Source organism: Lysinibacillus sp. NPDC097231, from assembly GCF_044761885.1.
Classification (GTDB): Bacteria; Bacillota; Bacilli; order Bacillales_A; family Planococcaceae; genus Lysinibacillus.
Map to the genome: position 1 here is coordinate 43,599 of NZ_JBIWDH010000012.1, position 25,817 is coordinate 69,415.

The following is a 25,817-nucleotide window of genomic DNA, read 5'->3' on the forward strand; positions in this document are numbered from 1 at the left end:
TTTCAATTTAATGTAGCTATACGTTATAAATCACCTGTGATAAGATCTACGATGTTTTGCAATTTTGATTGCAAAACAAGTTCTTTTCTTGTAACAGAATCTAATGTTTTACGGACACTATCATTAAGGCTTAATAAATCAGGTATTGAAGCTGTTTGGGTTAAACCTGGGATCAATCCTAAAGCATATTGAATCTTTTCTCCCTCTGCATTAATAATATGGCTTAATCCTAACTCTTCGAAAGCAATAGATGAAAGTAATAAATTTATAACCTCGTCTCTAGTAATCGTAATTGAAGCTGTAATATTGGGTATATTAGGAAAACTCATCAAAAAACCCCTTCCGTTAACAAATTTTTGATTACATTTTTATTGTATGATGAGTATTTAGATTTGTGTCATATAAATTGTCAAATCAAGTCGAAGATAACTCATGAATACCTCAAAGGGCATAATAAGATTAATTACGCAAGGCGAAATATAAGTTAATTGTAGTGGAGACTGACGACTTCTGGGGATTACATTAAAAAGAACGAAAGCAAAAACCATCACATCGTGTGACAACGCCTTCGTGGCCAACATCGTGTTGTTGCTGTCGCTACGCTTTCGCGCAAAAAACTTTTTGCTGCCCCTCAAGAAAGCGCCCAGTCGGAGTGGAAACCAACCACACGTTATGGTGTTGGGCCCTATAAATGATTAGTTTGTTTTGTTTGACAATTTGATTTCACTGTTATGCATGCTTATGTAGGTAAGAAGAAATCCAACATTATAGTCTAATAAAGAATAAAGGTTGAACAATATGAATATATTAGATTTGCAGTAATTCTATCTTTAAATCGATTAAGAAAAAATTTGGGAATAATTGAGGTGATTAATATTGTCGATGCCCAGCATACCTGATATAACGCCAAATATTAATCTTAGTAAAAAAGACATAGCAAATTTATTACTTTCATCCATTGCAATGGAAGAATTAGGTTTAGCTGAGATTATTAAAGCACAAGGGAGAAAACTAGATAAGATAACTAGAGAAACGTGTGATATTAATGTTTTGTTAGAAGCAAATAGTAATGTAAATCAATTATTAAAAACCATTGTTAAAAAAGAAATGCTTTTATTAATGAAATTAGAAAGTATTGTTGATTTTACTGAGGTACATGAAGTGAAATGCAAAAATCATTGTAGGCATGAAAAAGAGTGTGAATGTGAATGTGATTGTGATTGTGGGTGTGAAGATTATGATTGCAAATAACACGGTCGATTAATGGGTTAAGTCTCGAAATTGAGCGTAACCATCGATTTTGTTTCCTACATTCAGTTGGGCACCCAGAGGTGATTGTTGATGATATTACGGAGAAAAATGGTGGAAAATTGTCGAGCCTAATATAACATTCTTTCGACACAGTTTCACGACGCACTGGAAATACATCGCGTCTAAATAAACGCAGGCTATGTCTGCATTTATTTAGACGTATATTAAAGGCTTTTATCTGTTCTATGACTACTTTCGCTATGTTGAAAATCGCCTGTATTGGTGAAATTTAATTGAACCAGCAATTTCTGACGCTGTAATCCCATTGGAAGAGGTGAATGACCGTTGATTCTAACGTGTCATGCAACGGATCAGATGAAAACACTAATAAAAGAGAGTTTAATTTTCATAATAAATAATTGTATCTCTAGAAATAATGATGCCGGGGTCATATTAATATTCGTTTTGCGACATAGGCTATACGTTAACCAATCTGCATAATTGTCAATGAAGCGCCAAGCGTACCGTTACTGGCCGTCGTAGTATTTGTATTATCATCATTGAACATCTGAAGAACGTTAATACCAGGTCCAGTGTTTAGAATGTATGCTCCGGAGAGCTGTGTATCGATTCCAACAGCGCCCCCGTTGCCGACATGACTACCAAAGAGAAGAACCCCGTTTAGGCGAAGCGCGAATCCGACACCGCCAGTTGGCGTCTCAACCCCTTCCAGATAGCTATCAATCCAATAGATGCTATTCGGACTTAGATTGATATTAGGTGACCCAGGTGTATGTGTAATACCGATTCCATTGCTATTTATTGTTGAATCAAACACATAAGGTGACCCTGGTGTAATTACTTGCTGAATGAAGCTTCCTACCTTGATGTTGTTGGCTGTAACCGTACCACCAGTAGCTCCAGTAGCTCCAGTAGCTCCAGTAGCGCCAGAAGCCCCAGTCGCGCCAGAAGCCCCAGTAGCCCCAGTAGCCCCAGTAGCCCCAGTCGCACCGGTAGGACCTACTACAGAGGGTGCAGTTAAGATGGTTTCCAATTTAGACTGAAGGAGCAGTTCTTTCTTAATTAATCCTTGCATGGTAGTTTGAACACTTGCATTAACCTCCAGCAACTCATTGAGGGTCGCTGGAACCGAAAGTCCTGGCAGCGTACCAATAGCAAATTGGATTTTCTCCGCTTCAGCATTGATAATGTGTCCCAGCCCTAACTCTTCAATCGCTATAGAAGCTAACAAGAGATTCAAGGCGTCATCTCTAGTAATAGTAATGCTAGGGGTTATATTTGGAATATTCGCTTGCGACATTGTCTTCATCCTTTCTTAATTTTTTAGGTTTTTAAATTTGTTGATCTATCGTATAGTACAGGATATGGTTTTTTTTCATTAACTGTATGAGTTTTCAACCATTTTGTTCGTGTTGTACACAATCTTCAGAAGCAATTGGCGAGTAGCTACCCGATTTGCATAATATTAATATTTGCAGCTACAAATTTAATGTCCTGTTCCGTTTGATTGATTAATTTAAGATGTTGGGTACCTGCGCCCGTATTAAATACAGCTGATCCAGCGCCACCTGATCTAGATGTCCCATCCAATAATGGGGGAGCTACTGCTAGACTTTGGGATAAAGGCACATCATTTAATGTTAATTGAACGAAAACAGGTAAATTAGATTCCAAAGGACATTCAATGAAATTATAAGAAGCAAAATAGGTTGCATTCGGCGCTAGATCAATATAAGTTGGATTGGTCGGAGAGAAAGTAATCCCGGTGCCATTTGTAACTTCGCTCTCCACAAAAGGAACAGGTTCATTAAATCCAACATTTACATATCCATAGCTAGAAACAGCTGCGTTATTGCCTGTGGCTGAAGGATCTCCCATAAAACCTAGATCTGCTACTCGAATATTAACCGCGTTAAAGTTTACAAACGATACATCATCAGGAGGAAACCCTAGAAGTTGCAGGATGCTTGGATCCGGACTCACCGGAGTCTCAAAAATAACACCACCGGAAACACTTGTTGAGTTCGTGTTTGCACCTGATGGATTCGACGTTGGAAAGGAAGTCGTTTGAGAACCTGGAATGATGTTTCCATTTAAAGTAAGTTGTGCGGAGACGGCTTGATTAGAATTTTGCGTCGTAAAATCAGCATTATACTCAACAAAATATGTGTGATTAGCCGCAAGTAAAATGTTGGAACTTCCCTGTAAATTGATCGTAGTTCCATTCTGGACAAGTGTCGTTAAAAGAGCTGGAGATCCGCCCGCAGTTATTGAACCGCATCCTCCAGAACAACCGAAATCAGCATTATTCCCCATAATACCCACCTTTCTGTGTACATATATGACTTACAAGCGTAAAAGCCTTAAGGATATTTTTTTTATGCTAATTTAACAACGGTTACTGTTGTTATATCGAATCTGCGTGTCACCGCTTCAAGATTGACCAAATTTAAAACACTTGGAGCGCCACCACTCGTATTAATAATTGTATTTGAAATTAATGATGTGATCCCTTGTGGAGCATTAGGCAAGGACTGCATTTGAGAATCTGTGCCGGGAATTACCGTACCATTTAATGTCAAGGCCGTATGTCCGATAATATTTCCTGCAGTTGTAAGTTCAGCTTTGGTCCGATATGTGATGTAATAGGTCTCATTCGGAGCAAGCAAAATATTTGTGGATCCTGGATCATGGGTAATTGATGTTCCGTTTAACGTAATGTTAGTATCCAGGGGAATCGGGGCTCCGGATGCTATCATAACAGAGTTAACTGTTGAAAAATAACCATTATTTGTTGTTAAATTTACACCTGTAGCTCCCGTAGCACCTGTACTACCAGTCGCTCCCGTAGCACCTGTAACTCCAGTTGTTCCCGTAGCACCTGTAGCTCCCGTAGCTCCTGTAATACCTATACCAGTCGCTCCTGTTGGTCCTGCCACACAGGTACAAACACCTGTTGGTCCAGTCGCTCCTGTAAGTCCTGTAAGTCCAGTCTCTCCTATAACCCCCGTAACTCCAGTATTCCCTGTCAACCCTGTAGCCCCTGTAGCTCCAGTTGTTCCAATAGCTCCTGTCGCACCCGTAATTCCCGTAACACCTGTCAGTCCGGTAACACCTGTGTTTCCAATGCTCCCTGTCAATCCTGTAGTACCAGTGTTCCCTGTACTCCCGGTCAACCCTAATGATCCTGTATTACCTGTAGCACCTGTTGTTCCCGTATTACCTGTCGCTCCAGTTGCTCCTGTAAGCCCCGTTGGTCCAGCAGCTCCTGTGATGCCAGTAGCACCTGTCATACCCGCAGGACCCGTGACTCCAGTCGCTCCAGTTGCTCCTTTTAGAGGTGTGTTCAATACAGCCTCCAACTTCTGTTCCAAGGTTAATTCATGTTTAATCGTTTCTATAAGCGTTTGTTTAATACTGCTATTAATCGCAAGAAGATCGCTGATTGTGGCAGGTGAGCTCAACCCCGGTAAAGTCCCGAGTACAAATTGGAGCTTCTCCGCTTCTGCATTTATGATATGACTGACGCCTAACTCCTCTAACGCGATAGAAGCTAATAATAAGTTGAACGAATCTTCTAATGATACAGTGATAGTTGGTGTTATATTAGGGATGTTCGCTTGTGACATCGATTTCACTCCTTTACTGAAATGACTTATTATTTTAATTAAGCGCAAATATACTAATATTCACATTCTGGTTAGAATTCGAACGTGAGAAAAGCATTAAAGAAGATGGTGACCCAGCTGGAGCATTTAGAACAGCACTTCCTTTTAAGGTAGCAAAATTTCCTGATGTAGTACTCATAAATATCTGATTCACCGACGTACCATTAAAAGTAAGAATAATATCTAAGCCTCCTCCAGTTGCTGAAAAAGCATCGATGTCTACTTGAAACGTGACGTAATAAGTGTGATTAGGCTGAAGGTTAATTGTTGAGGATCCAGGAGTATGTGTAATTAGCGTACCAACAAGCAGCCTATTCGTAGTTAATGGTAAAAATGCTGAGGGACCAGCCGAGCCTGGTGTTATGATGCTTGCATAGTTAGCAATTGCTGCCGCACTAGGACCTGTAGCACCCGTGGCACCTGTAGCTCCAGTGGCTCCGGTAACTCCCGCCGCTCCAGTGACACCTGTGGCTCCCGTGGCACCTGTGGCTCCCGTAGGCCCAGTAGGCCCAGTTGCTCCAGTTGGACAACCCGTCGGACACGTTCCTGTTGGTCCAACCGCACCAGTAGCCCCCGTGGCTCCGGTAACTCCCGTCGTCCCTGTTGCACCAGTAGCCCCCGTGGCACCCGTGGCACCAGTAGCCCCTGTTACACCAGTAGCCCCTGTCACACCTGTTACACCAGTAGCTCCTGTAACTCCAGTGGCACCAGTAGCCCCTGTCACACCAGTAGCCCCTGTCACACCAGTAACACCTGTCACACCAGTAGCCCCGGTTGAACCCGTGGCACCAGTAGCCCCCGTGGCACCCGTGGCACCAGTTGTACCCGTAGCCCCCGTAGCTCCTGTATTGCCCGTAGTTCCAGTTATACCAGTTGCACCAGTAGCCCCCGTGGCACCAGTCGCACCAGTAGCCCCCGTGGCTCCACTAGACACATCTGTATTCAAAATGCTAGATAATTTCATACCTAAGAGCATTTCCTGCTTCGTAGCAATTTTAAGAGTATTCCCTATACTGCTGTTGAGTTGAATTAAATCACTAATGGATACTTGAGTCCCTGTCTGTGACAAGGTTCCTAACACAAATTGAAGTTTTTCTCCTTCTGCATTAAGTATATGACTGAGTCCTAACTCTTCGAATGCAATAGAAGAAAGTAATAATGGAATCATTTGATCTCTTGTGATTTCTATTGAGGGGGTAATATTGGGTATATTCGCTTGTGACATTGAATCACTCCTATCTTTAATCAAATAGAACTATGCAATTGCTATAACTGAAATTGATATATTGGCGAAACTCGTTGTGACACCTGATGAATTAATAAGAACCAAAGTTCCCGCCACTCCTCCTGTTTGAACAATCGTATGAGAGGACAGTTCTACTAATACGCCTGCAATCGTCTGATACCTCGCCGTTGTTACAGGCACGTTAACTCCATTAAATTGCAAGGTGGCAGCCGCTGTCGTAGAAGCTGTAGTAGCTTGCATTTCATAGTCGACAAAATACGTGTGATCCGGAGCCAAAACGATGGTAGTTGTTCCCGGGATATGGGTAATTAATGTTCCATTTACGGTCTGATTGGTTTCTAAAATAAGGGATCCCCCATCTGCAACGCTTTGAGACCCTATTGTTACAAAATTTGCATTATTTACTGTAATAGAACCCCCTGTAGTACCTACGGCACCAGTCGCACCAGTCGCTCCAGTCGTTCCAGCAGATCCTGTTGCACCTGTGGCTCCAGTTGTTCCAGTTGCCCCGGTTACTGAAGCACCTGTCGGACCTGTCGGACCTGGTGGACATTCTGGACAAGGGCCGGTTATCCCAGTCGCTCCCACTGGACCTATATTCCCGCCTGGACCAGTAGCCCCCGTAGCCCCCGTAGCCCCGATGGAACCAGTCGTTCCTGTCGTTCCCGTACCGCCGCTGGCCCCCGTAGCCCCCGTAGCGCCCGTTTGACCGACAGAGCCAGTCGTCCCCGTAGCCCCTGTAATACCGATAGCCCCCGTAGCCCCCGTAGCTCCTGTAGCACCGGCGGCCCCCGTAGCCCCCGTAGCCCCCGTAGCCCCGATAGCCCCCGTAGCTCCTGTTACTCCTGGGAGTCCGTTAGCACCTGTTCCTCCCGTAGCTCCTTGCGATCCAGTTGGCGATAAGCCGGCGGGACCAGTCGCTCCCGTAGCTCCAGTTGGCCCCGTTGAGACTGTAGATCCTAATACATTTTGCAGCTTAGTATCTAACAATATTTCTTTCTGAGTTATGGTTGCTAACATATCTTGAACACTTGTATTGATTAGCAGCAAATCACTGATGCTCGCCGGGGCACTTAGCCCTGGAAGCGTACCTATCGCAAACTGAATTTTCTCCGCTTCAGCATTTATTAAATGACTTAGCCCTAATTCCTCTAAAGCGATTGAAGCTAACAGCAAAGTTATTGCATCATCTCGAGTAATTGTAATTTGAGGTGTAATGTTAGGGACATTTGCTTGTGACAAGAATATCTCCTCCAATTCTGAACTTCTTTATACCACTCATTCCACAGTTAGAATAGAAAATTAGCAGGGTTAAAATATTATATAATTTTATTTATGTCATACTTACGGCTATCGTCTTATGGCTTTGTATAAAAATTAAAATTTTTGGGGGAAGTTAGTACTTTATCGGGGGTGAGGGTCTGTTCCAGCAGAAGTTATTGAGTATATTGAATTTCCTGTAAGTGGCATATTAGAAAAAGTGTTAACAAATCCTACAAGGCTAGTTGTTGAAACTAAATCACTAGTGCGCTACTAAAATCGATTGTGCAGATCAAGATAAGAATGGAATGCGTGAGTGGTCAACAGCTGTAGGTGGAATAATACATGCAGTATCACTATCTATAAATGAAATGGTCTGCATTACAATCCACATTTTCAGATGAGCAACCGTATCCGCAATTCATCGAATTTATTTCTACACCTTTTTTACACCGCCTTTCTTCATTAGTCTATTCAATGAGAGATAGTGTTAAAGGGCTATCATCTACTTACAGGGTGTTAATACTTTAGAATTTCGATTCACATGAGGGTGTTCTAAACTTTTTTCAAGCTCGAAGTAGTAGAAAATTTGGTCTGCTATATGTAAGTTTGTTTAAATCGTTATAAGCTAAACAAGCAAAGATAAGTGAGTATGATTTTATGGACGAGATACCGATGCCAGAAGCTTACAAGATTTTGATATTCAGAGAATGCTGAAAGGTATTATAGAGTCGCAGAAAGGGGGGATTGATCACTTCACCAAAATTACATAAGAATCATATTTGTGCTGACATTTATAATGGCAAGCCTTGGAGAGCACAAGAGGAAAGGATTCATCGCCAAATCTAGCGTCACCACAATCCAAATCTAAAATATCCATTCCTGGTACATAACCAAAAAGTTTACTAGATTGTAAACGAACAGAGTGTACCGCAGGGCGGATTATACAAAGTAAATCGCTATAGACCCAGTGTTCCATCCCAACGACAAGAACCGTCACCTTGACCCAGTCACGTTTTTCCCCTCTAGCATATAATTTTAATAGGGTTATTTTAAAAACAGCGATATAAAGGGGAGATATATAGAAATGATTGTAGATGTTGATGTTTTCAACTTTACAGATATTACAGCAGCATTATTGACCGCGCAAGACGGAGATGTATTCAATTTTTTTATACACAACGATATCGATTTTAGTAGTGTTGTTTTGATACAAAAAAATATCACCATCAACCTGATCAATAGCAGTGGCAATATTAGTGTTACACTTGCGATTACAAATGGAGGAAGCTTTCGTCACTTTTCAACGTTAACAAACGGCAGTTTAACCGGAGTGTCAATGACCGTAGGTGTTGGTATTATCCTTGATGGCGGAGGGACGGGCGGAGGTATATTAATTTTCGGTTCCAGTTGTTCCCTAACGCTTGACGGCTGCACAATTACCAATTGCAGGAGCAGTGGCAACGGTGGCGGCGTACTGATTCAGGGCAATATCAGTAGAAGCAGTCTGATTATGAACGCCGCGCTCATAGAAAACTGTTTTGCCGGTAGTGGTGGTGGCGTATTTGGGGCTGACTGTGACATCGTGATGAACGGTGGGGAAATAACAGGCAACCGTGCGAACAGCAGCGGTGGCGGTATTACCACAATAGCAGGAGGGAACAGACTGGGTTCTACCCTTACCATTAACGGAGGAATAATCAGTGCTAATTCTACCGTTGTGACTTTCGGTGACGCAGGAGGTATAAACGCCTTTGACACCATTGTTACAATTCAAAACAGTGAAATAAGTAACAATACGGCAGACAATAATGGCGGCGGCATCTTTTCGATGCCTCAAGTTTTGGGTAGTGCTGCAAATGCGCTTGTTATCAGGAACAGCACAATAAGTGGCAACAGTATAAGAAATTTCGGCGGAGGTATTAGGGTGCAGGGCGTTCTAGGCGAATTTGTAATCACGAACAGCCTAATAATTGGAAATTCAGCAGTCAGTACTATAGCCGGTTCAAATCAAGGCGGTGGCATTTACTTCTCCAGTGGTTCAACTCTTACCCTGAGCGACGGCCAGGTGACCGGAAACACGGCGGGAGCAGGAGGCGGCGGGATTTTTGTAAATGATGGCTCTATCCTTGTCCTTACAGGGATCGCTGAGGTAAGTGGAAACGAGGCGGGTCTTGAAGGTGGCGGCATTGATGCATTTTCCGGCTCTTCCATTACCATTGAAGGAGACGCAAGAGTTATCAATAACCACGCAAACAGCAACGGGGATCCCCAAAATGCTTCCCGTGGCGGCGGAGGGATTGCGCTTTTTGCGTCGAGCCTTACGGTAAATGCGAATGCGACCTTCAGCGGCAACTCATCTTTAAGCTACGGCGGAGCAATTTGGACTTTTCCGACATTCACTCCCATCTCCACTGTTACCATTACGGGCGGGACGATTGAAAATAATACAGCAAATTTTGGCGGTGGCATCTCCATGGGCGCCGTTCCAGGCTTCACACCTACCTTAACGATAACCGGCGGCATAATTACGAATAACACCGCATTCACAGACGGTGGCGGCATCATTGCCATGGGTTCGCTCGTTTCGATTGCCGGTGCTGAAATAACAAATAATACCGCTGGTGGGGACGGTGGAGGTATATTTACGGATGAGCTCGCCAATGTAACAGTATTTGCCTCCGTTATATTCAGTGGAAACCTCGCGTCGAGATATACGTATTGGGCAATCACAAGCGGCGGTGACAGCGATATATATAAGACACATATATTTACGGAGCATTTCAGCACTTTCATCCCAGTTCAGACGCCACCACCGTTGGTATGGTCTTTTCTAAATGCTTATAACAATTACGATATCAACTATGTTAAGCCGGTGAAAATCGTAACAGTAAACTTTGTAGAGTTCAATAATCCTGCCCATGTGATACATTCAACTATTATTGACAGTTTTATTGGGGCCACGGTAACCATTCCGCCATTTGAAACGTTTACGGACATCAATGGTACGGTATGGACATTATTCCCACCAGACCAGCCTGCACAAACAATACAATTAATCGATCCTGAGGCAGATTACGTCGTTACATTCACTTACGCAACAACTACACCTCCACCTCCACCTACACCAATAATCACATTCACACGTAGGTCCCTTAACGCTTGCTGTAAGTCCAACATACGCTGTAATCCCAGCAATTGAACCTGTTAAAGAAGGAGCCGTCAAGATGTTTTCCGGTTTGGATTAAAAGAGCAGTTCATTCCTGATTATTCTTTGCATGGTGGTGTTCACCTTCATTCAGCAAATGTTTACTGTGCGAAAGCGAAGCGACAGCAACATGGTTTTATCTGTTGCTGCCGTTACGTTTGCACTACGCCAAGGCGAAACTGATTGATTAGAAAAATTTTTATAACGAATTATATGGATAATATAATAAAATAGTGTTATCGTAAGAAATAGCTAAATAAAAATATCCTTCAGGGTAGGGTGAAATTCCCAATCGGCGGTGATGAAGAGATTCAAAGTCCGTGAGCGAAAGCTGATTTGGTGCAAATCCAAAACCGACAGTTATAGTCTGGATGGGAGAAGGGTAAAAGAAAGAGCTTTTTAAATTTGTATGAATTTAAAAGGTCTATTTGACTATGATTTTTGTAAACTACTTCCCATCGTTTAAGTTGGGAAGTTTTTTGCTTTTATTTAGCAAATCAATTGAATAGCAAGATGTTCTTCGGGGTAGGGTGAAATTCCCAATCGGCGGTGATGAAGAAATTCAAAGTCCGTGAGCGAAAGCTGATTTGGTGTAAATCCAAAACCGACAGTGACAGTCTGGATGGGAGAAGAACAATGAGATGGTAACCTATGGAAAAATTTTTATCCATGAGGTTTATTTGTTGACGTCTTATTAATATGAACTCCCAAACCCCTTCCATCGAAGGGGTTTTTTGTTTGATGATAATTGGGAGGAGGTACAGACGGATAGAACTTTGAAAGTGACGGATAGAATCCTAAAACTGACGGATAGAATTAGAAAAGTGAAGGATATAGTCCCGAAATCGACGGTTAGAACCTTCAAAAATAGGAAGTAGGTGAAAAAATGTTTACAGGGATTGTTGAGGATATTGGTACTGTTAAAACCTTGCAAAACAATCGACAAAGTATGAAAATAACCGTCCTTTCATCAAAAATGGTGGAGGATGTAAATCACGGAGACAGCATTGCGGTCAATGGCGTTTGTTTAACAGTGACAAATTTTACTGAACGGGAGCTAACGATGGATGTGATGCCAGAAACTGTGAGAGCAACAAATTTACAGCAGCTCGCTGTTGGAGATCCAGTAAACTTAGAGCGCGCCATGCCTGCTAATGGACGTTTTGGCGGTCATTTTGTATCAGGACATGTAGATGGAGTTGGGAAAATATTGCGTAAACGGCCATTAGCAAACGCAGTCTATATTGATATTGAGCTGTCAGAAGAATTAACTAACTATTGTATTCCAAAAGGCTCCATTACGATTGATGGTACGAGCTTAACACTTTTTCAAGTCGAGAAAAAAAGTATCACAGTATCACTGATACCGCACACTTACAAGGAAACTATTTTAGGTATGAAGAAAATTGGCGCTCCTGTCAATATTGAAACAGATTTAGTTGGAAAATACATTCTACATCAACTTAAACGTAGTCAAGAAATACCGACTATTACAAGAGACTATTTAGCACAAAATGGATTTTAACATTTAATGATAGGGAGGAGCCAAAATTGCTATATTCGATTGAGGAAGCGATAGAGGATTTAAAACAGGGCAAGATGATTGTCGTGGTAGACGATGAGGACCGAGAAAATGAAGGAGACTTACTAGCGCTCGCGGAGTTTATGACACCTGAAACGATTAACTTTATGGCGACCTATGGCAGAGGTCTTATATGTACACCGATTTCGCAGCAACTCGCGCAAAAATTGGCATTACATCCTATGGTTAGTAACAATACTGATAATCATCAAACGGCATTTACCGTAAGCATCGATCATGTGGATACGACGACAGGAATAAGTGCCTTTGAACGCGCAATGACAATAAAAAAAATGATTGAACCTCAAGCAAAGGCGAAGGATTTTCGTAGACCAGGCCATGTATTCCCCCTAATAGCAAAGGAAAATGGTGTGTTAGAGCGAAGAGGACATACCGAAGCAACAATTGATTTAGCTAAGCTGTGTCACAGTATTCCTGCAGGTATTATTTGCGAAATTATGGGTGACAATGGCGAAATGCTACGCTTCAATGATCTTGTTAAATATGCAGCACAGCATCAGTTAAAAATGATTTCCATTGAAGAATTGGCAATCTATCGAAAACAAATAATGGCAGATAATAAAATAACAATTTGAAAGAGGAGAATAAAAAATGGGTAAAACATTTGAAGCACAATTAATTGGTACTAATTTAAAAATAGCCGTAGTAGTAGGTAGATTTAATGAATTTATTACAAATAAATTATTAGACGGTGCGCTAGATGGTCTAAAGCGTCATGGTGTAGATGAGGACTCTATTGATGTGGCATGGGTTCCTGGTGCATTTGAAGTTCCGTATATCGCGAAACAGCTAGCGGAAACAAAAAACTATGACGCTATTATCGGATTAGGTACAGTAATTCGTGGTTCTACAACACATTATGACTATGTATGTAATGAATCTGCAAAAGGTATTGCAAATGTGTCATTATCTACAAATGTGCCTGTTATTTTTGGCATTGTTACGACAGAAAATATTGAACAAGCTATTGAGCGTGCTGGCACGAAATCAGGCAATAAAGGCTATGATGCAGCAATGTCTGCTATTGAAATGGCAAACTTAAAGAAAATAATCGGTTAATATTGGGCATTGATGGCGTGGAATTTTAACTTTAAGGCAATTTAAACATTCATTATGCATCCTTGAATATTTTTCAAATCCATGGGAAAAATATGCGTAAGTGTATTTATTTATCCCGCATTAACGAGCGATAAGACGCCTACCTCAAAATTCAGCGGCAATGTTTTCTGCGCGAAAGCGAAGCGGCAGCAGCAATGTTTTCTGCGCGAAAGCGAAGCGGCAGCGGCAATGTTTTCTGCGCGAAAGCGAAGCGGCAGCGGCAATGTTTTCTGCGCGAAAGCGAAGCGGCAGCGGCAATTATACTAAGGTAATTAAACATAAATGTACTAATTTGGAGCTAGCTCAGTAGGAGATGAGGAATATTCAATGGAACAAGAGCTTAATTTGAAAACTTTGATGTCGCTATTTCAACGTTCTGCTGATGTAGTATTCCAAGCGTATAACTTTCAACAACATAAAGTGTATTTGATAAAATGTGAAGCGATGATTAATGAGGAAATATTGCAGAAGGTTATCGTTGATCGAGTCCAATCATTACTTTTCGAAACATCGGATGAACTGTTAGAGGACCAAATAAAAAATAATTTACACATTCCCTATCTTCAGAAAGTGTCAAATAAAGATGAGGCCATCACAAGAGTCTATAAAGGACATGTTTTACTGTATTTTGAAGATATTCATTTATTGTATTCAAGTTATATTCCTAAAAAACCAAATCGAGAGCCAACAGAAACGGCCTTGGAATTAGTTGTTAAAGGGCCGAGGGATGACTTTATTGAGGATGTTTTTATTAACATTGCTTTAATACGAAAGCGATTACCTACCAATTCATTAAGTGTTGAGACATATGAAATTGGGAGACGTTCCAAAACAACCGTAGCTGTGCTTTATATAGAGGATGTCGTAAATCAAAATATGCTGGAACAAATAAAAGTAAAGCTACAGCAAGTTGATACGGATATTGTGTTTAGTGCGGATTTTTTGATAGAGGAATTTGGGCAACCTGAACGATTACTCCCCAAACATGATTATACTGGACGTCCGGATTTTGCTGAACAAGCTTTAAGTAGAGGACGAATTCTCATTATGGTTGATGGTGTACCATACGTCATTATTACTCCAGCAAATGTCATGTTACTATTTAAATCAGGGGAGGATAATGAATTTCCGATTATTGTAACTTCTATGGAGCGTTTACTACGAATAGTAGCTATCCTTATAAGTGTACTTTTACCAGGTTTTTGGCTTGCACTTACAAACTATCATCAGGAGCAATTGCCTTCCATTCTTTTGGCGACAGTTGTTGAATCAAGAATGGGGCTTCCATTTCCTGCTATAATAGAAATATTAATGATGCTATTTATGTTCGAGTTATTTAGAGAAGCCAATATACATCTACCCAATGTAATCAGCGGTTCAATGAGTGTCGTCGGGGGGTTAATTATTGGGGATGCTGCCATTAAAGCAGGTGTTACAAGCCCTTCTATGATAGTAGTTATTGCTATTTCAAGTATTGCCGCATTTACGCTCGTCAATCAATCCTTTGTAACTGCAGTGAGCATCATGAGGGTAATTATCATTATAGCATCTGCTTTTTTTGGCTTGTTTGGATTCTTTATCTCGATGTTTTTCATACTTCTATATACCGCAAATTTGCGAGTGTTAGGTGTTCCATATTTAAACATGGGTGCAGATTTAAATTGGCACGACATTAAAAATTCTTTAGTACGTTTACCTCCATCAGGGTATAAAAAGCGACCGGAATTTTTAAATGTACAGGATAAGACGAAGACATCTAGTAAGAATTAAATACTTAATTATAAACAGATCAGGTATTATATGCCTGGTCTTTTTTAGATGTCTTTTTCACTTGACCTTCTATCTACTTGAAGCTTTACGATTAAGTTAGCATACGTTGAATGAATATCAAGAAAAGGAGAGAGCAACAATGCAATTATTTGAAGAGTTAATCGTAAATGTTATAGATGTAAGAGGGAGCTATTATGAAATTGGATTACAACAAAGTCAGGAGCTACTGTCTATTGATCAAACTCAAGAAAAATTATTACTGGAGTTAACAAATAAATCGAATGTCCAAATGGCAAAGCAACTACTACAATTCCATTCCCCGAATCTTCTACAAGAAATGGAAGGTTTGGCTATTGGATTAGCTAAACCGTTGGATACTGTCATTAAAATGTATAGTGGCTATACTATTACTTTTCCTGACATGGGCTGTACAACTTTTGTGCAAAATGGCAATTACGTAAGAAACTATGATTTTAGTCCAGCCCTTTATGACGCCAGACTTGTATTTTCCAATCCGATTAATGGCTATGCAAGTATCGGATTCAGCCAACAAATTATCGGTAGACTTGATGGGATGAATGAATGTGGGTTAGTTGTAGGTTTGCATTTTGTCAATAATGAGTGCAATGATGAAGGTTTTATTGCTTCAACGATTGTCCGAATATTATTAGAGCAATGCAAAAATATAGAAGAAGCTCTTGAATTAATTTCAGAACTTCCACACGGTTACTGCTATAATTATTCTATGACAGATCAAAGCGGCAAAGCATTAGTTGTGGAAGCTTCCCCTCAGAAGCAAGTGACAAAATACGAAAATCCATTAATGTGTACAAATCATTTTGAAACACCTGCAATGAAAGAGAAAAATAAAAAAATAATTGAAGGTTCCCTTAAACGAAAGCAATATGTAAAAAGTTTGATAGAAAAAAATTTAAATACAATGGCTGCTTACCAACATTTTAACAATGGAAATTCTCCGTTATTTTTTAAACATTATAAAGAATACTTCGGCACATTACATACTGTTGTTTATTCTCCGATGCTACTAGAGGTCGTCGTTGGAATTGGAGAGGACTCAGAGCCAATAACATTTTCTTTGAAGGATTATTTAAACGAAGCCCTAACACTGCCTAAAACATTAAAAGGTAGGATTAATCCAGTCAACGAAGTTTAAATGGAATTAATTTTGATTTGGCGTAATGTGCGAAAGGGAAGTGCTAACGAAGCAACAGCAACAAATGTTTTCTGTGCGGAAGCGTAGTGCTAACGAAGCGGCAGCAACAAATGTTTTCTGTGCGAAAGCGTAGTGCTAACGAAGCGGCAGCAACATGGTGATGGTCGCCCCTGCGTTTTCACAGGATCTTAATATATAATAAGGAGGGAGGCATGATACATGCTACCCTCTTTTATGTTTACTTTCAGTGAAGGATTTTAAACTATTAGTTATGATTAATGCTTTGCTTATACAAAAAATAAAAATTGCTTTTATGATTTGGTTAAAGTAGGATAAACAAAGCACTGTTCTCTTAAGAACAAAAACTTAAACAATCATTAAAAATGTATTTTACTGTAGTATAATATTATATGTGCATTACAATAAACAGTTTGTTTAAGTGTGAAGATAAAGACCCAGCTAGATTGAGGCATTATTCATTTCTATAGTGAGGAAGTACCAGCTTTTATGAAAAATCCAAAAATAAAACTAATTTTAATACTAGCAACTATCTTATTATCATTTTTTACTAGTTTAAATATCATTACATCATATGTGAAGATCAAAAAGACAGTTGAAGAATCGATAGCGAACCAAAGTTTGGAAGCCGCTATTTCTGTTGCATCTTCCATAGACGTAGAAGAGTACCAACGTTTTTTAGATAACCCGGAAAAAAACGATTATTATTGGGAAATACGGAGCTACTTAAATGATGCGAGAGTAAAGCTTGGTGCTTTATTTGTTTACACATTGGAGGTTGATAATCCAAAGGTATCCAGAGCGATGATTATGGGCTTACCTAATGATATCTCAAAAAGTTTTGATATCGGAGGGGTCTGTACAGTTCCTGAGCAGCAGGTGCAAAAGGCTTATGAGGGCGAAACATATGTAACAGAAGTAATACAGGATTCAGTACATGGGGCTTATCTTTCTGTTGGTGCTCCGATTAAGGATAAATCCGGAAAAGTAATTGGATATCTAGGCATCGATATTAGTGCAGATACACTAAATGGCATTAAGGGAAAAGTGATTGAAGATAATCTATTTATCTTTATCTTTAATGGTGTTTTTATTCTCATCGTCACTGGTTCTTTTTTCTTTTTACAAAGATGGTATCAAAAAGAAATGGCGAAGGAAGTAGAAGTTACAGAGGATACATATCAAGCAGAAATTAAAACTTTAATCACTTCAGTATCGTCGTTAAGACATGATTTCACCAATCATATACAAGTATTGCATGGATTTCTTCAATTAGATAAACCTGAGCAGGCAAAACAATATTTATATTCCCTGTCAAAAGAGGTTCAGGCTATTAAGTCACTTAAGTTAAATATTGATCATCCTGGCTTATCCATATTGTTGCAAACGAAAAAACTAACAGCACAAAATCATAATATCGATATGGATTTCACAATTTCACAGGATGCATTTAATAAAATAAAAACTACAGATTTAATTAAAATCCTGTCCAATTTAATTGATAATGCAATTGATGCGGCAACAGAGCTTCCAGAGGGGCAACGCAAAATAACAATTTGTTGTAATGCAGATGAAACACAGTATGAATTCAAAATTACCAATACTGGACCAAATATTGTGGATACCTCACAAATATTCAAGCAAGGATTTTCCACGAAGAAACCAGAAAGTGAGAAAATAAGAGGGCAGGGCTTGTTTATTGTCAGGGAAATTGTCAATAAATACAATGGGCAAATATCTATCGAATCGTCAAATCATTTAGAGACAACTGCAATAGTAAACATTCCTATCAAGTAAATTAAAAGCTTCCTACAATTTTTTTGTAGGAAGCTTTTGTAGTGTTGAAAAACAAAATGGTTAAAGGGCTTCGTGAATATTTGTAACTTTAAATGAGGTGATTTCCGTTCCAGGCTACTCGCTTTGACGCAGACGCTTCGCTTACGCACAGAGCAAAGCGCCCAGCCGAACGGAAATCACCCCCTCTTTTTACCCAAAGGTTATATTAAATAGATCACTTTAATTTCATTGATCTTATAGTTTGTCAACAAAGTGAAAGCGATAGCTATTTCAATTTGCATCTTTACATTTTTTGGGTCATTCAAGTCATACATTATAGTAATCGAAATGGTATTATTGGAAGGAGATGGGGTGTTGGATAAATCTTTGCTGGATTTATTGAGAGAAGGGGGATTTATTTTATATGCAAGGCATGGGGAAGCAACGGTTGGCGTAGATCAGCCGTATTTAAATTTTCAAGATTGTTTTAGCCAAAGAAATTTATCTGAATTTGGGCGAAGAGAGGCTATGTACTTTGGACAAATGCTACGGTATTTACAAATTCCGATTCGTTCACCGATTGTCGCAAGTCCTTATTGTCGTACAATTGAAACGGCACAGCTCGCATTTCCTTACGCGCATGTTCAAATTGAGCCATTTCTGTATGAAATCAATACGTTAAGTGGGGTCTCTAGCAGTGAACGAATGAGAATACTATCAGATCTTCAATCAAAGTTAGAAGAGAAGCCGCCACAGGGGTTGAATCAAGTGATTATTGCCCATAGTTTCCCTGAAGATATTGGACTTGGGAATATTTCAAACATGGGTTTAGTCATCGTTAGCCCGAAAGGTACCGGGAATGGGTATGAAATAGTGAAAAAATTAACAATAGAAGATTTAGCACATTTAGGAAGTAATTCAAGTCAAATTTGAAATGAGGAAAAACATGCAAATAAAAACAGTCTCACAGTGCACATTAGAGGAAGTTTTAAAAGCTTGGAACAAAGGCTTTGAAGGATATTTTGTACAAATTGATATGAACGAAGAAATGTTTTTACATCGACTTGTTGGGGAGGGACTTTCCACTGAGCTTTCAATAGTCGTATTTGATCATCATCATCCTGTTGGCATCGTCTTAAATGGTATTAGACAAATAGATGGCAAGAAGACCTCTTGGAATGGCGGAACAGGCATTGCCCCTGATTATCGCGGTAAAGGTGTTTCACGGGCTCTAATGGAAGAAACCATGGCCATCTATGAAAGAGAAGGCGTAAAGGTGGCCACGCTCGAAGCTATTAAAGAAAATAAGGTAGCAATTGCTTTATATGAAAAATATGGCTATGCAATTACAAATCAATTGTTATTTTTAAGTGGTGATTTTGAGGCAAAAGTAGGGAAGTCGGTCGCAATTCATGTAGAAACTATCAGACCTGAGCAGCTACCACATTTACCTTTTTATCGCGAGGATGTTCCTTGGCAATGTAGCTGGCACAGTAATAAACAAGGAGAAGCCAAAGTTTTTTATAACGAGCAAGATAGAGCCCTTGGTTATATGGTGTATAGAACCGTATGGGATAAGAATGGGGAAATTGAGCGCTTAGTCCTTTACCAATTGGAGCTATTGGAGAATGGACGTGTAGAAAATATTCCGCACTTTATAGCCAGTATTACAAATCATAAGGTGAAAATAACGACAGTCAATTTCTTAGCTAGCAATCCAGCCACGAAGTATTTGATAGAGAATGGGCTAGAAGTGACGACAGAGCAGGTACAGATGAAGAAAAAAATGGATTGATATTTTTAAGAATTAAAATGAAGGTGTTGCTAGTTATGAGAAAATTACTCATATGTAATTTACTATTTTTAGTATTGGTAGGATGTGCACCGGCTATAAATACTAATCCAACTGCAAAATCAATTCTTAAAGAACATTCTCAAGCAGATATTCTTCAGTATAATCAATTAATCTATATTAATGCTACAAACCTAGAATGGATAAAAAAAGTAGAATATAACAAAAGTGAGAAGATAGGGGAGATTGTTAAAACGACAAGCTCCTCTAAAAATTTTAAAGATTTTTATGCGACTAAATTAAAAAGTGGAACAGAAATTTTTTCCACGAATGATCATGATATTCATATAATCATGGTAGAATCAGAAGGTCAACAACTACTATATACGGTTCTCCTTGAGGGCTAGTCATATAGGTTCATAGGTTGTCAACATTTGAGAATTCCAGTATACTAATCCGATAAAGTGAAGCTTCAATCAGGGGGCCTCATCTCCCGAAATGGGCTTGAAGCTGAGAGTCTTACGCCTTGCAGTACAGATAAATGACTACCCCGTTATACGGGAAATAGAAAGTAAATAAAGGATGAATATAATGACGTTTGAAGAGATATTACCACGCTTAAAAGCAGGAGAAAAAGTAATACGTAAAGGTTGGGGCGGTGCTGAATTGTATGTGAAGCTTGTTGGACAAAGCGAACATGATGGGGAGACGTTGAATCCTTATTTTTTAATTAATGTTCGTGGTGAAGGCTACACAATGTTCACACCGACAGTATGTGATTTGTTAGCGGAAGACTGGATAATTGTAGAATAATCATAAGTGAAGTCATCTCGAAATTTGGAGATGGCTTCTTAATATTGATTTTGAGGAGAAATGTTATGAAGTTCGAGGAATATAAGAGCAAGACGATATTTGTTACGGGTGCTGCTTCAGGAATTGGACAGGCTCAAGCCATTGCATTTTTAGAAAATGGAGCGAATGTATTCGGTTTTGATGTAGATGAGCGAGGGTTAGTGAATCTACAGCAACAATATCCTGAACATTTTTCGTATAGGGTAGGAAGTGTATGTTGTAAAGACGATATCGAGCGAGCGTTTGAAGAAACAATTTCTATGTTTAAGCAAGTGGATATTTTATTAAATACCGCCGGTGTTTTAGATGGTTTCGCAAAAACGCTTGATACAGATGAGGCGCTTTGGGATCAAATCATGAATACCAATGTAAAGGGTACTTATTTTGTGACGAATACTATATTACCTCATATGATAAGGCGAGGTTCTGGCACAATCGTCAACATGGCATCCATTGCAGGACTTGTTGCAGGCGGTGGTGGTGCGGCTTATACAGCGTCTAAGCATGCGATTGTTGGCTATACGAAGCAGTTAGACTTAGATTATTGTCGTGAAGGAATTCGTGCCAATGCCATAGCACCTGGAGCTATCCAAACACCAATGAATAAGGCCGATTTTGAAGGAGATGGGGAAATGGCCAAATGGGTAGCTGATGAAACACCCGCTGGCCGCTGGGCACAACCACATGAAGTAGCGAACTTAACACTATACTTAGCAAGTTCAGCAGCTGATTATATTCATGGAGCTGTTATGCCGATTGATGGCGGTTGGCTGACGAAATAAGATTGTTCAATCATAAATTCTTCTGCTATAATACGCAAGTAAGCAAAATTTAGCTTGCACTACGGCACTTCAGATAGGGCGAAAAGCTCTCTTCCTTTGGTCGTAGTTATTACTAAAATAGCGAATATGCTATTTTACAAAGGAGAATAAAATTGAATACATCTATTGTCAAAGATTCAAGCCGTGCTTCTGTAAGTGAACTTACAAAGACAGCGCTTGTTGCAGCTCTATATGTAGCTGTAACTGTTTTATTGTCAGTCATTAGTTTTGGGGCAGTTCAGCTACGATTGTCGGAGATGTTCAACTATCTAGCCCTTTACAACAAGCGCTATGTATTAGCTGTGACTCTTGGAGTAGTACTCGCAAATTTTATGTCACCAACGTGGGTATTAGATGTACCTATTGGTGGAATTGCGACATTTTTAGTATTACTTCTTTGCCGAAGAATAACGAAAAATATAACAAATGATCTTGTAAAAATGGTTATCACCGCATTGATTTTTGCTTTATCAATGTTCACCGTTGCAGGACAATTAACAATTCTTTATGACCTTCCGTTTTGGGCAACTTGGTTCACGGTAGGGATTGGGGAGTTATTGTCAATGACTGTTGGAGGTATGACTATTTATTTATTAAATAAAAAAATTGATTTATCGAAATAACTTTCAAAGAAAAGCGATTTCCTTTAATAAGGAAATTGCTTTTCTTCATTCCTTATAGCACATTCAGCAGAACACCATATAAGCCTTTTGTCCGAATTTTGTCTAGCATATTCCAGCACAAGATCCGGGCGACGATTTTCCACTATAGCTTGTCTTTTAATGTACATATATTTGATTACCCAATGCAAGATTAGACCAGTCTTCATAGAAGCGGGTCGGAAGAAAAAAGTTACGGATAGAAACCTTAAAGTGACGGATAAAACCGGTAAAGTGACGGATACAATCACCGAAATGACGGATAGAAACCTCAAAGTACAAATGCGCTGTTCAAAACATAGCAAAATGGGACCCCTCTTATGGTTCATGAAGAACCATTGAGGAGTCCCTTCTGTGAAGAAATTATTTTAGCCTATCTCTTAAGGATGAGGGTTAGATGGATCAGAATTTTTCCCCTCAATCGAGGTATCATCTTTCTCAAGTTTGAGCGGATTAGACGGTTGAGATAATTTTGAATTTCCTGATTTGGCTACGGTCATTACTACAGCCTTATAAGTAATATCCGTATTGATTTGACTGCCAGTTGCATTCGGTGATAAAGATTCACCGATTATATTACCACCGGTTTTTTTGATTGAAGTGTAATTACTTGAAGTACCCCCATTACCAAATGACAAAATGAAATCAGTTATTTCTTCTGATGGAATCAAGAATACTCGATATTCTTCTACGTTGTTTTCCTTGTTTGCTTTATTAAAGCTTATCCGGAAATCTTCATATGTGCCAGTATTCCCATTGATAGAAAGACTTACATTAGTTACCGCTTCTACCTCTTCTACCGGGGCAGTATTGGTTAACGTAATTTCATTCGAAGCATTAGACAATGTAAATGTGCCAGCAGAACTACCTTTTCCAACTGACAATACGTAGACAGAATAAGGCGTATCATTAGTGATAGATTTCCCGTCTATATCCGTTGCCTTATCGCCAAGAAGTATAGTACTGCTGCCAGAAGTACTTACGACGGTATAGTTATTGATGTTGCTTGCTTTTGAAGCATCGAAGTATATAGTTGTAGGTACTACTAGAACTCGATAATTTTCTATATTCGATTCATCGGAAGGCTTCGTGAACGATACCTGTAAATCTCGGCCATCTCCATTATCACCTACATCGCGTGCTTGAACATTGCTTACCGCTTGCAGAGCTTTGTTTTTATTTAGCGTGATCTCTGACGAAGCAGAAGATAGGACATTGGCATTCGAATTTCCATTCGCTACAGTCAGTACATAGATACGGTATTTTGTGCTATCCGTAATGTTATTACCGCGAACATCCTTAGCACCATCCAACGATATAGTTACCGTTTTATTTCCGCCTTTGCTCTCTGTGATGTAATAAGAGTTGTTGTTATTTGCTTGCGACAGGCTGAAGCTGCTGTAATACGCTGATGGCACAACCATAATCCGATATTGATTGACATTCGATTCATCAGAAGGCTTCGTGAACGTTACTTGCAAATCACGGCCATCTCCATAATTATTTACATTAGTAACATTCAGATTGGATACAGCCTGCACATTGTTCTTACCGAGCGTAATTGTAGACGTCGGCGTGGACAGCGCATTGCTTCCTGGATTATTGCCATTAGCTACCGACAGAACATAGACTTGGTAGCTAATACCATCCGAAATTTTATTACCGCGCACATCCCGAGCATTCTCTGATAGTACCTGCCCGTAAGTGTTATTTCCTGATTTGTTTACAGTAGTATAATTGCTGCTGGATACACTATTAGCATCTGACAGACTGAAGCTACTGTAATACGCTGTTGGTACAACCATAATTCGATATTGACTAATATTAGACTCATTCGCAGCTTTAGTGAAAGAGACATTGAGGTCACGACCGTTGCCATAGTCACTCACATCGCTGGCAGAGAGATTCGATACTGTACCCACATTGCTATATAACGTAATCGCATTGGAAGCAGACGATAACACGTTATTCACTGAGTTCGTAGCTACGGCCATTACGAATACGCGATAGCTGACCCCATTCTGAATGGCGTAACCGTCTGTATCTCGTGCCCCTGAAGAGAGAGCCTGAGTAATATTGTAGCCTGTTTTGCTCACTTGCGTGTAATAAGAGCTGGACAGACTGTTTGCCTTCGTCAATGTGAAGTTCGAATAGTTGTTGGCTCTTACAACAAAGATCCGGTAAGAACTAATGTTGGACTCATCGGACACTTTGTTAAAGCTAACCCGCAGATCGCGTCCATCCCCAAAGTCATTAACATCATCAACTTGAGTAATAGCCGGTGTAGACACTGTATTCGGACTAAGTGTTACTGACGATGAAGCAGACGATAGCTTATTATCAGCTGAATTCTTACTACTTACAGACAGGACGAACGCTGTATAAGGTACGCCGTTCTTAATGGAATCACCAGCGGTATCACGTGCCGAGGAAGACAGAGTTCCTGTCAACGTGCTGCCATTGCTTCCCGATTTATTGACTGTCGAATAGTAGCTATTGGATAAATTATTCGCAGTAGTAAGACTGAAATTGTTAGCATCCTTTGTCTTTACGATAAACACACGGTAATTCGAAATATTGTTGTCATTTTGCGGACGAGTGAAGCTGACCGAAATGTCGCGTCCATCGTTAAAATCGCTAATATCACTAATTTTCACATTCGTGACCGCTGTAACCGCAGAATCGTTAGTTAGGGAAATCTTCTGAGAAGATTTCGATAATACGCTGGAATATGAACCTTTTCCAACGGTAAGCACATAAGCCACATAAGACTGGTCATTTCTAATATAGTCTCCGTCCACATCCCGTGAACTCTGGGTTAATATTATGGAACGATCCGAGCCGGCAGGCGATACTTTCGTATAATTTGATGCAGAGACATTCATTGCCAGCGTTCGATTGAAGCTCTTTGACGCTTTTACAATTAGCACTCGGTAATGATCCACAAGTGATTCAGTAGACGATTTGGAGTAGGTAACCTCCAGGTCACGCCCATCTCCTTGATTACCAACATCTCGAAGCGACACATAGCTCACTGGAGATATACTAATATTGCTTGGAGTATTAGGTTTATTGGGTTTCGGTTGATTGGATTTATCAGATTTAATAGTTACGATCTGATCTCTCGAATTCCAGTCAACATTCTGCCCAAGCGCTTCACTAACGAAGCGGACTGGAACCATTGTTCTGCCTCTTAATATCTGTGCTGGTACATCAAGTGTAACTGACTGGTTATTAATTGTAGCTACCTTTGATTTAATTTTGAGAACTACCGTTGTATCTGCTTTAATCGCTGTAACGGTTTGACTCTTTTGATTCCAATCTACTGTTGCATCCAATGCCTCAAAGATTGCTCTAAGCGGCAGCATAACACGCCCTTGAATCATCACTGGTGGCTGGTCGAGCTTCAATTGAACCCCGTCCACATTAATTGTGATGGCTTTAGCCGCTTGAGCGGTCGCTGGCTGCAGCAATAACGGTACAATAAGTATCGCTGCAAGAAACATAGTCCATATTTTCTTCATCATTCCATCCTCCCTCATGCCCTTCGGTTGCCCCGGCATGATAATTATCATCATCTAATTAAACGTTTCAACAGGC

The 25,817-nt window shown here is 39.9% G+C and carries 21 protein-coding genes, 1 pseudogene and 2 riboswitches; of the genes and pseudogenes, 14 read left to right on the forward strand and 8 right to left on the reverse strand.

The window, feature by feature from the left end; genetic code table 11:
- Positions 1–23: 23 nt before the first annotated feature.
- Positions 24–329 carry an alpha-helical endospore appendage domain-containing protein gene (locus tag ACIQXF_RS09465; RefSeq protein ID WP_402781996.1) on the reverse strand — a complete coding sequence of 102 codons (306 nt, stop codon included), beginning with the start codon at positions 327–329 and terminating at the stop codon, positions 24–26.
- A gap of 553 nt (positions 330–882) precedes the next feature.
- Between ACIQXF_RS09465 and ACIQXF_RS09470 the strand changes: the two genes are divergently transcribed.
- Positions 883–1,251, forward strand: coding sequence for an alpha-helical endospore appendage domain-containing protein (locus tag ACIQXF_RS09470; RefSeq protein ID WP_402782152.1), 369 nt, complete (start codon positions 883–885; stop codon positions 1,249–1,251).
- Between the two features lie 139 nt (positions 1,252–1,390).
- Here the strand turns inward: ACIQXF_RS09470 and ACIQXF_RS09475 are convergent.
- The 6 genes and pseudogenes from ACIQXF_RS09475 to ACIQXF_RS09500 form a co-directional block, all read right to left on the reverse strand.
- Positions 1,391–1,615: pseudogene (locus tag ACIQXF_RS09475) on the reverse strand (transposase); the annotation flags it as partial.
- A gap of 120 nt (positions 1,616–1,735) precedes the next feature.
- A complete protein-coding gene (locus ACIQXF_RS09480; protein ID WP_402781999.1) occupies positions 1,736–2,572 on the reverse strand; it encodes an alpha-helical endospore appendage domain-containing protein in 837 nt (278 codons plus the stop codon).
- Positions 2,573–2,718: 146 nt separating this feature from the next.
- A complete protein-coding gene (locus ACIQXF_RS09485; RefSeq protein ID WP_402782002.1) occupies positions 2,719–3,588 on the reverse strand; it encodes a hypothetical protein in 870 nt (289 codons plus the stop codon).
- A gap of 62 nt (positions 3,589–3,650) precedes the next feature.
- Entirely contained in the window at positions 3,651–4,901 is a 1,251-nt protein-coding gene (locus ACIQXF_RS09490) for an alpha-helical endospore appendage domain-containing protein (RefSeq protein WP_402782005.1), read from the reverse strand.
- Positions 4,902–4,935: 34 nt separating this feature from the next.
- Entirely contained in the window at positions 4,936–6,165 is a 1,230-nt protein-coding gene (locus tag ACIQXF_RS09495) for an alpha-helical endospore appendage domain-containing protein (RefSeq protein ID WP_402782008.1), read from the reverse strand.
- 30 nt (positions 6,166–6,195) lie between these two features.
- Positions 6,196–7,428, reverse strand: coding sequence for an alpha-helical endospore appendage domain-containing protein (locus tag ACIQXF_RS09500; RefSeq protein WP_402782011.1), 1,233 nt, complete (start codon positions 7,426–7,428; stop codon positions 6,196–6,198).
- A gap of 1,105 nt (positions 7,429–8,533) precedes the next feature.
- Here ACIQXF_RS09500 and ACIQXF_RS09505 point away from each other — a divergent pair.
- The 13 genes from ACIQXF_RS09505 (at position 8,534) to ACIQXF_RS09565 (ending at position 22,181) form a co-directional block, all read left to right on the forward strand.
- Positions 8,534–10,648 carry an autotransporter outer membrane beta-barrel domain-containing protein gene (locus ACIQXF_RS09505; RefSeq protein ID WP_402782014.1) on the forward strand — a complete coding sequence of 705 codons (2,115 nt, stop codon included), beginning with the start codon at positions 8,534–8,536 and terminating at the stop codon, positions 10,646–10,648.
- 267 nt (positions 10,649–10,915) lie between these two features.
- A riboswitch (FMN riboswitch) is annotated at positions 10,916–11,041 on the forward strand.
- Between the two features lie 125 nt (positions 11,042–11,166).
- Positions 11,167–11,292: riboswitch (FMN riboswitch) on the forward strand.
- A gap of 248 nt (positions 11,293–11,540) precedes the next feature.
- Positions 11,541–12,179 carry a riboflavin synthase gene (gene ribE / locus ACIQXF_RS09510; protein WP_402782017.1) on the forward strand — a complete coding sequence of 213 codons (639 nt, stop codon included), beginning with the start codon at positions 11,541–11,543 and terminating at the stop codon, positions 12,177–12,179.
- Positions 12,180–12,205: 26 nt separating this feature from the next.
- The gene (gene ribB, locus ACIQXF_RS09515; RefSeq protein WP_483869728.1) at positions 12,206–12,832 is read left to right on the forward strand and encodes a 3,4-dihydroxy-2-butanone-4-phosphate synthase; all 627 of its coding nucleotides are present in this window, start codon (positions 12,206–12,208) and stop codon (positions 12,830–12,832) included.
- A gap of 16 nt (positions 12,833–12,848) precedes the next feature.
- Positions 12,849–13,316, forward strand: coding sequence for a 6,7-dimethyl-8-ribityllumazine synthase (gene ribH, locus ACIQXF_RS09520; protein WP_402782020.1), 468 nt, complete (start codon positions 12,849–12,851; stop codon positions 13,314–13,316).
- Between the two features lie 366 nt (positions 13,317–13,682).
- Entirely contained in the window at positions 13,683–15,125 is a 1,443-nt protein-coding gene (locus tag ACIQXF_RS09525) for a spore germination protein (protein ID WP_402782023.1), read from the forward strand.
- 139 nt (positions 15,126–15,264) lie between these two features.
- Complete coding sequence (locus ACIQXF_RS09530; RefSeq protein ID WP_402782026.1) at positions 15,265–16,299, forward strand: C45 family autoproteolytic acyltransferase/hydrolase; 1,035 nt, start codon at positions 15,265–15,267, stop codon at positions 16,297–16,299.
- 507 nt (positions 16,300–16,806) lie between these two features.
- Positions 16,807–18,114 (forward strand): GHKL domain-containing protein, encoded by a 1,308-nt coding sequence (locus tag ACIQXF_RS09535; protein WP_402782029.1) that lies wholly within the window; start codon positions 16,807–16,809, stop codon positions 18,112–18,114.
- A 351-nt stretch (positions 18,115–18,465) separates the two neighbouring features.
- Complete coding sequence (locus tag ACIQXF_RS09540) at positions 18,466–19,026, forward strand: histidine phosphatase family protein (RefSeq protein ID WP_402782032.1); 561 nt, start codon at positions 18,466–18,468, stop codon at positions 19,024–19,026.
- A 13-nt stretch (positions 19,027–19,039) separates the two neighbouring features.
- Positions 19,040–19,888, forward strand: coding sequence for a GNAT family N-acetyltransferase (locus ACIQXF_RS09545; RefSeq protein ID WP_402782035.1), 849 nt, complete (start codon positions 19,040–19,042; stop codon positions 19,886–19,888).
- 35 nt (positions 19,889–19,923) lie between these two features.
- Complete coding sequence (locus ACIQXF_RS09550; RefSeq protein WP_402782038.1) at positions 19,924–20,292, forward strand: hypothetical protein; 369 nt, start codon at positions 19,924–19,926, stop codon at positions 20,290–20,292.
- Between the two features lie 184 nt (positions 20,293–20,476).
- On the forward strand, positions 20,477–20,698 hold the full coding sequence (locus tag ACIQXF_RS09555; protein ID WP_402782041.1) for a DUF2829 domain-containing protein: 222 nt from the start codon (positions 20,477–20,479) through the stop codon (positions 20,696–20,698).
- Between the two features lie 65 nt (positions 20,699–20,763).
- Complete coding sequence (locus tag ACIQXF_RS09560; protein ID WP_402782044.1) at positions 20,764–21,519, forward strand: 3-oxoacyl-ACP reductase; 756 nt, start codon at positions 20,764–20,766, stop codon at positions 21,517–21,519.
- A gap of 152 nt (positions 21,520–21,671) precedes the next feature.
- Positions 21,672–22,181 carry a QueT transporter family protein gene (locus ACIQXF_RS09565; RefSeq protein WP_402782047.1) on the forward strand — a complete coding sequence of 170 codons (510 nt, stop codon included), beginning with the start codon at positions 21,672–21,674 and terminating at the stop codon, positions 22,179–22,181.
- A 416-nt stretch (positions 22,182–22,597) separates the two neighbouring features.
- Here ACIQXF_RS09565 and ACIQXF_RS09570 read toward each other — a convergent pair whose 3' ends face one another.
- Complete coding sequence (locus tag ACIQXF_RS09570) at positions 22,598–25,744, reverse strand: stalk domain-containing protein (protein ID WP_402782050.1); 3,147 nt, start codon at positions 25,742–25,744, stop codon at positions 22,598–22,600.
- Positions 25,745–25,817: the final 73 nt, after the last annotated feature.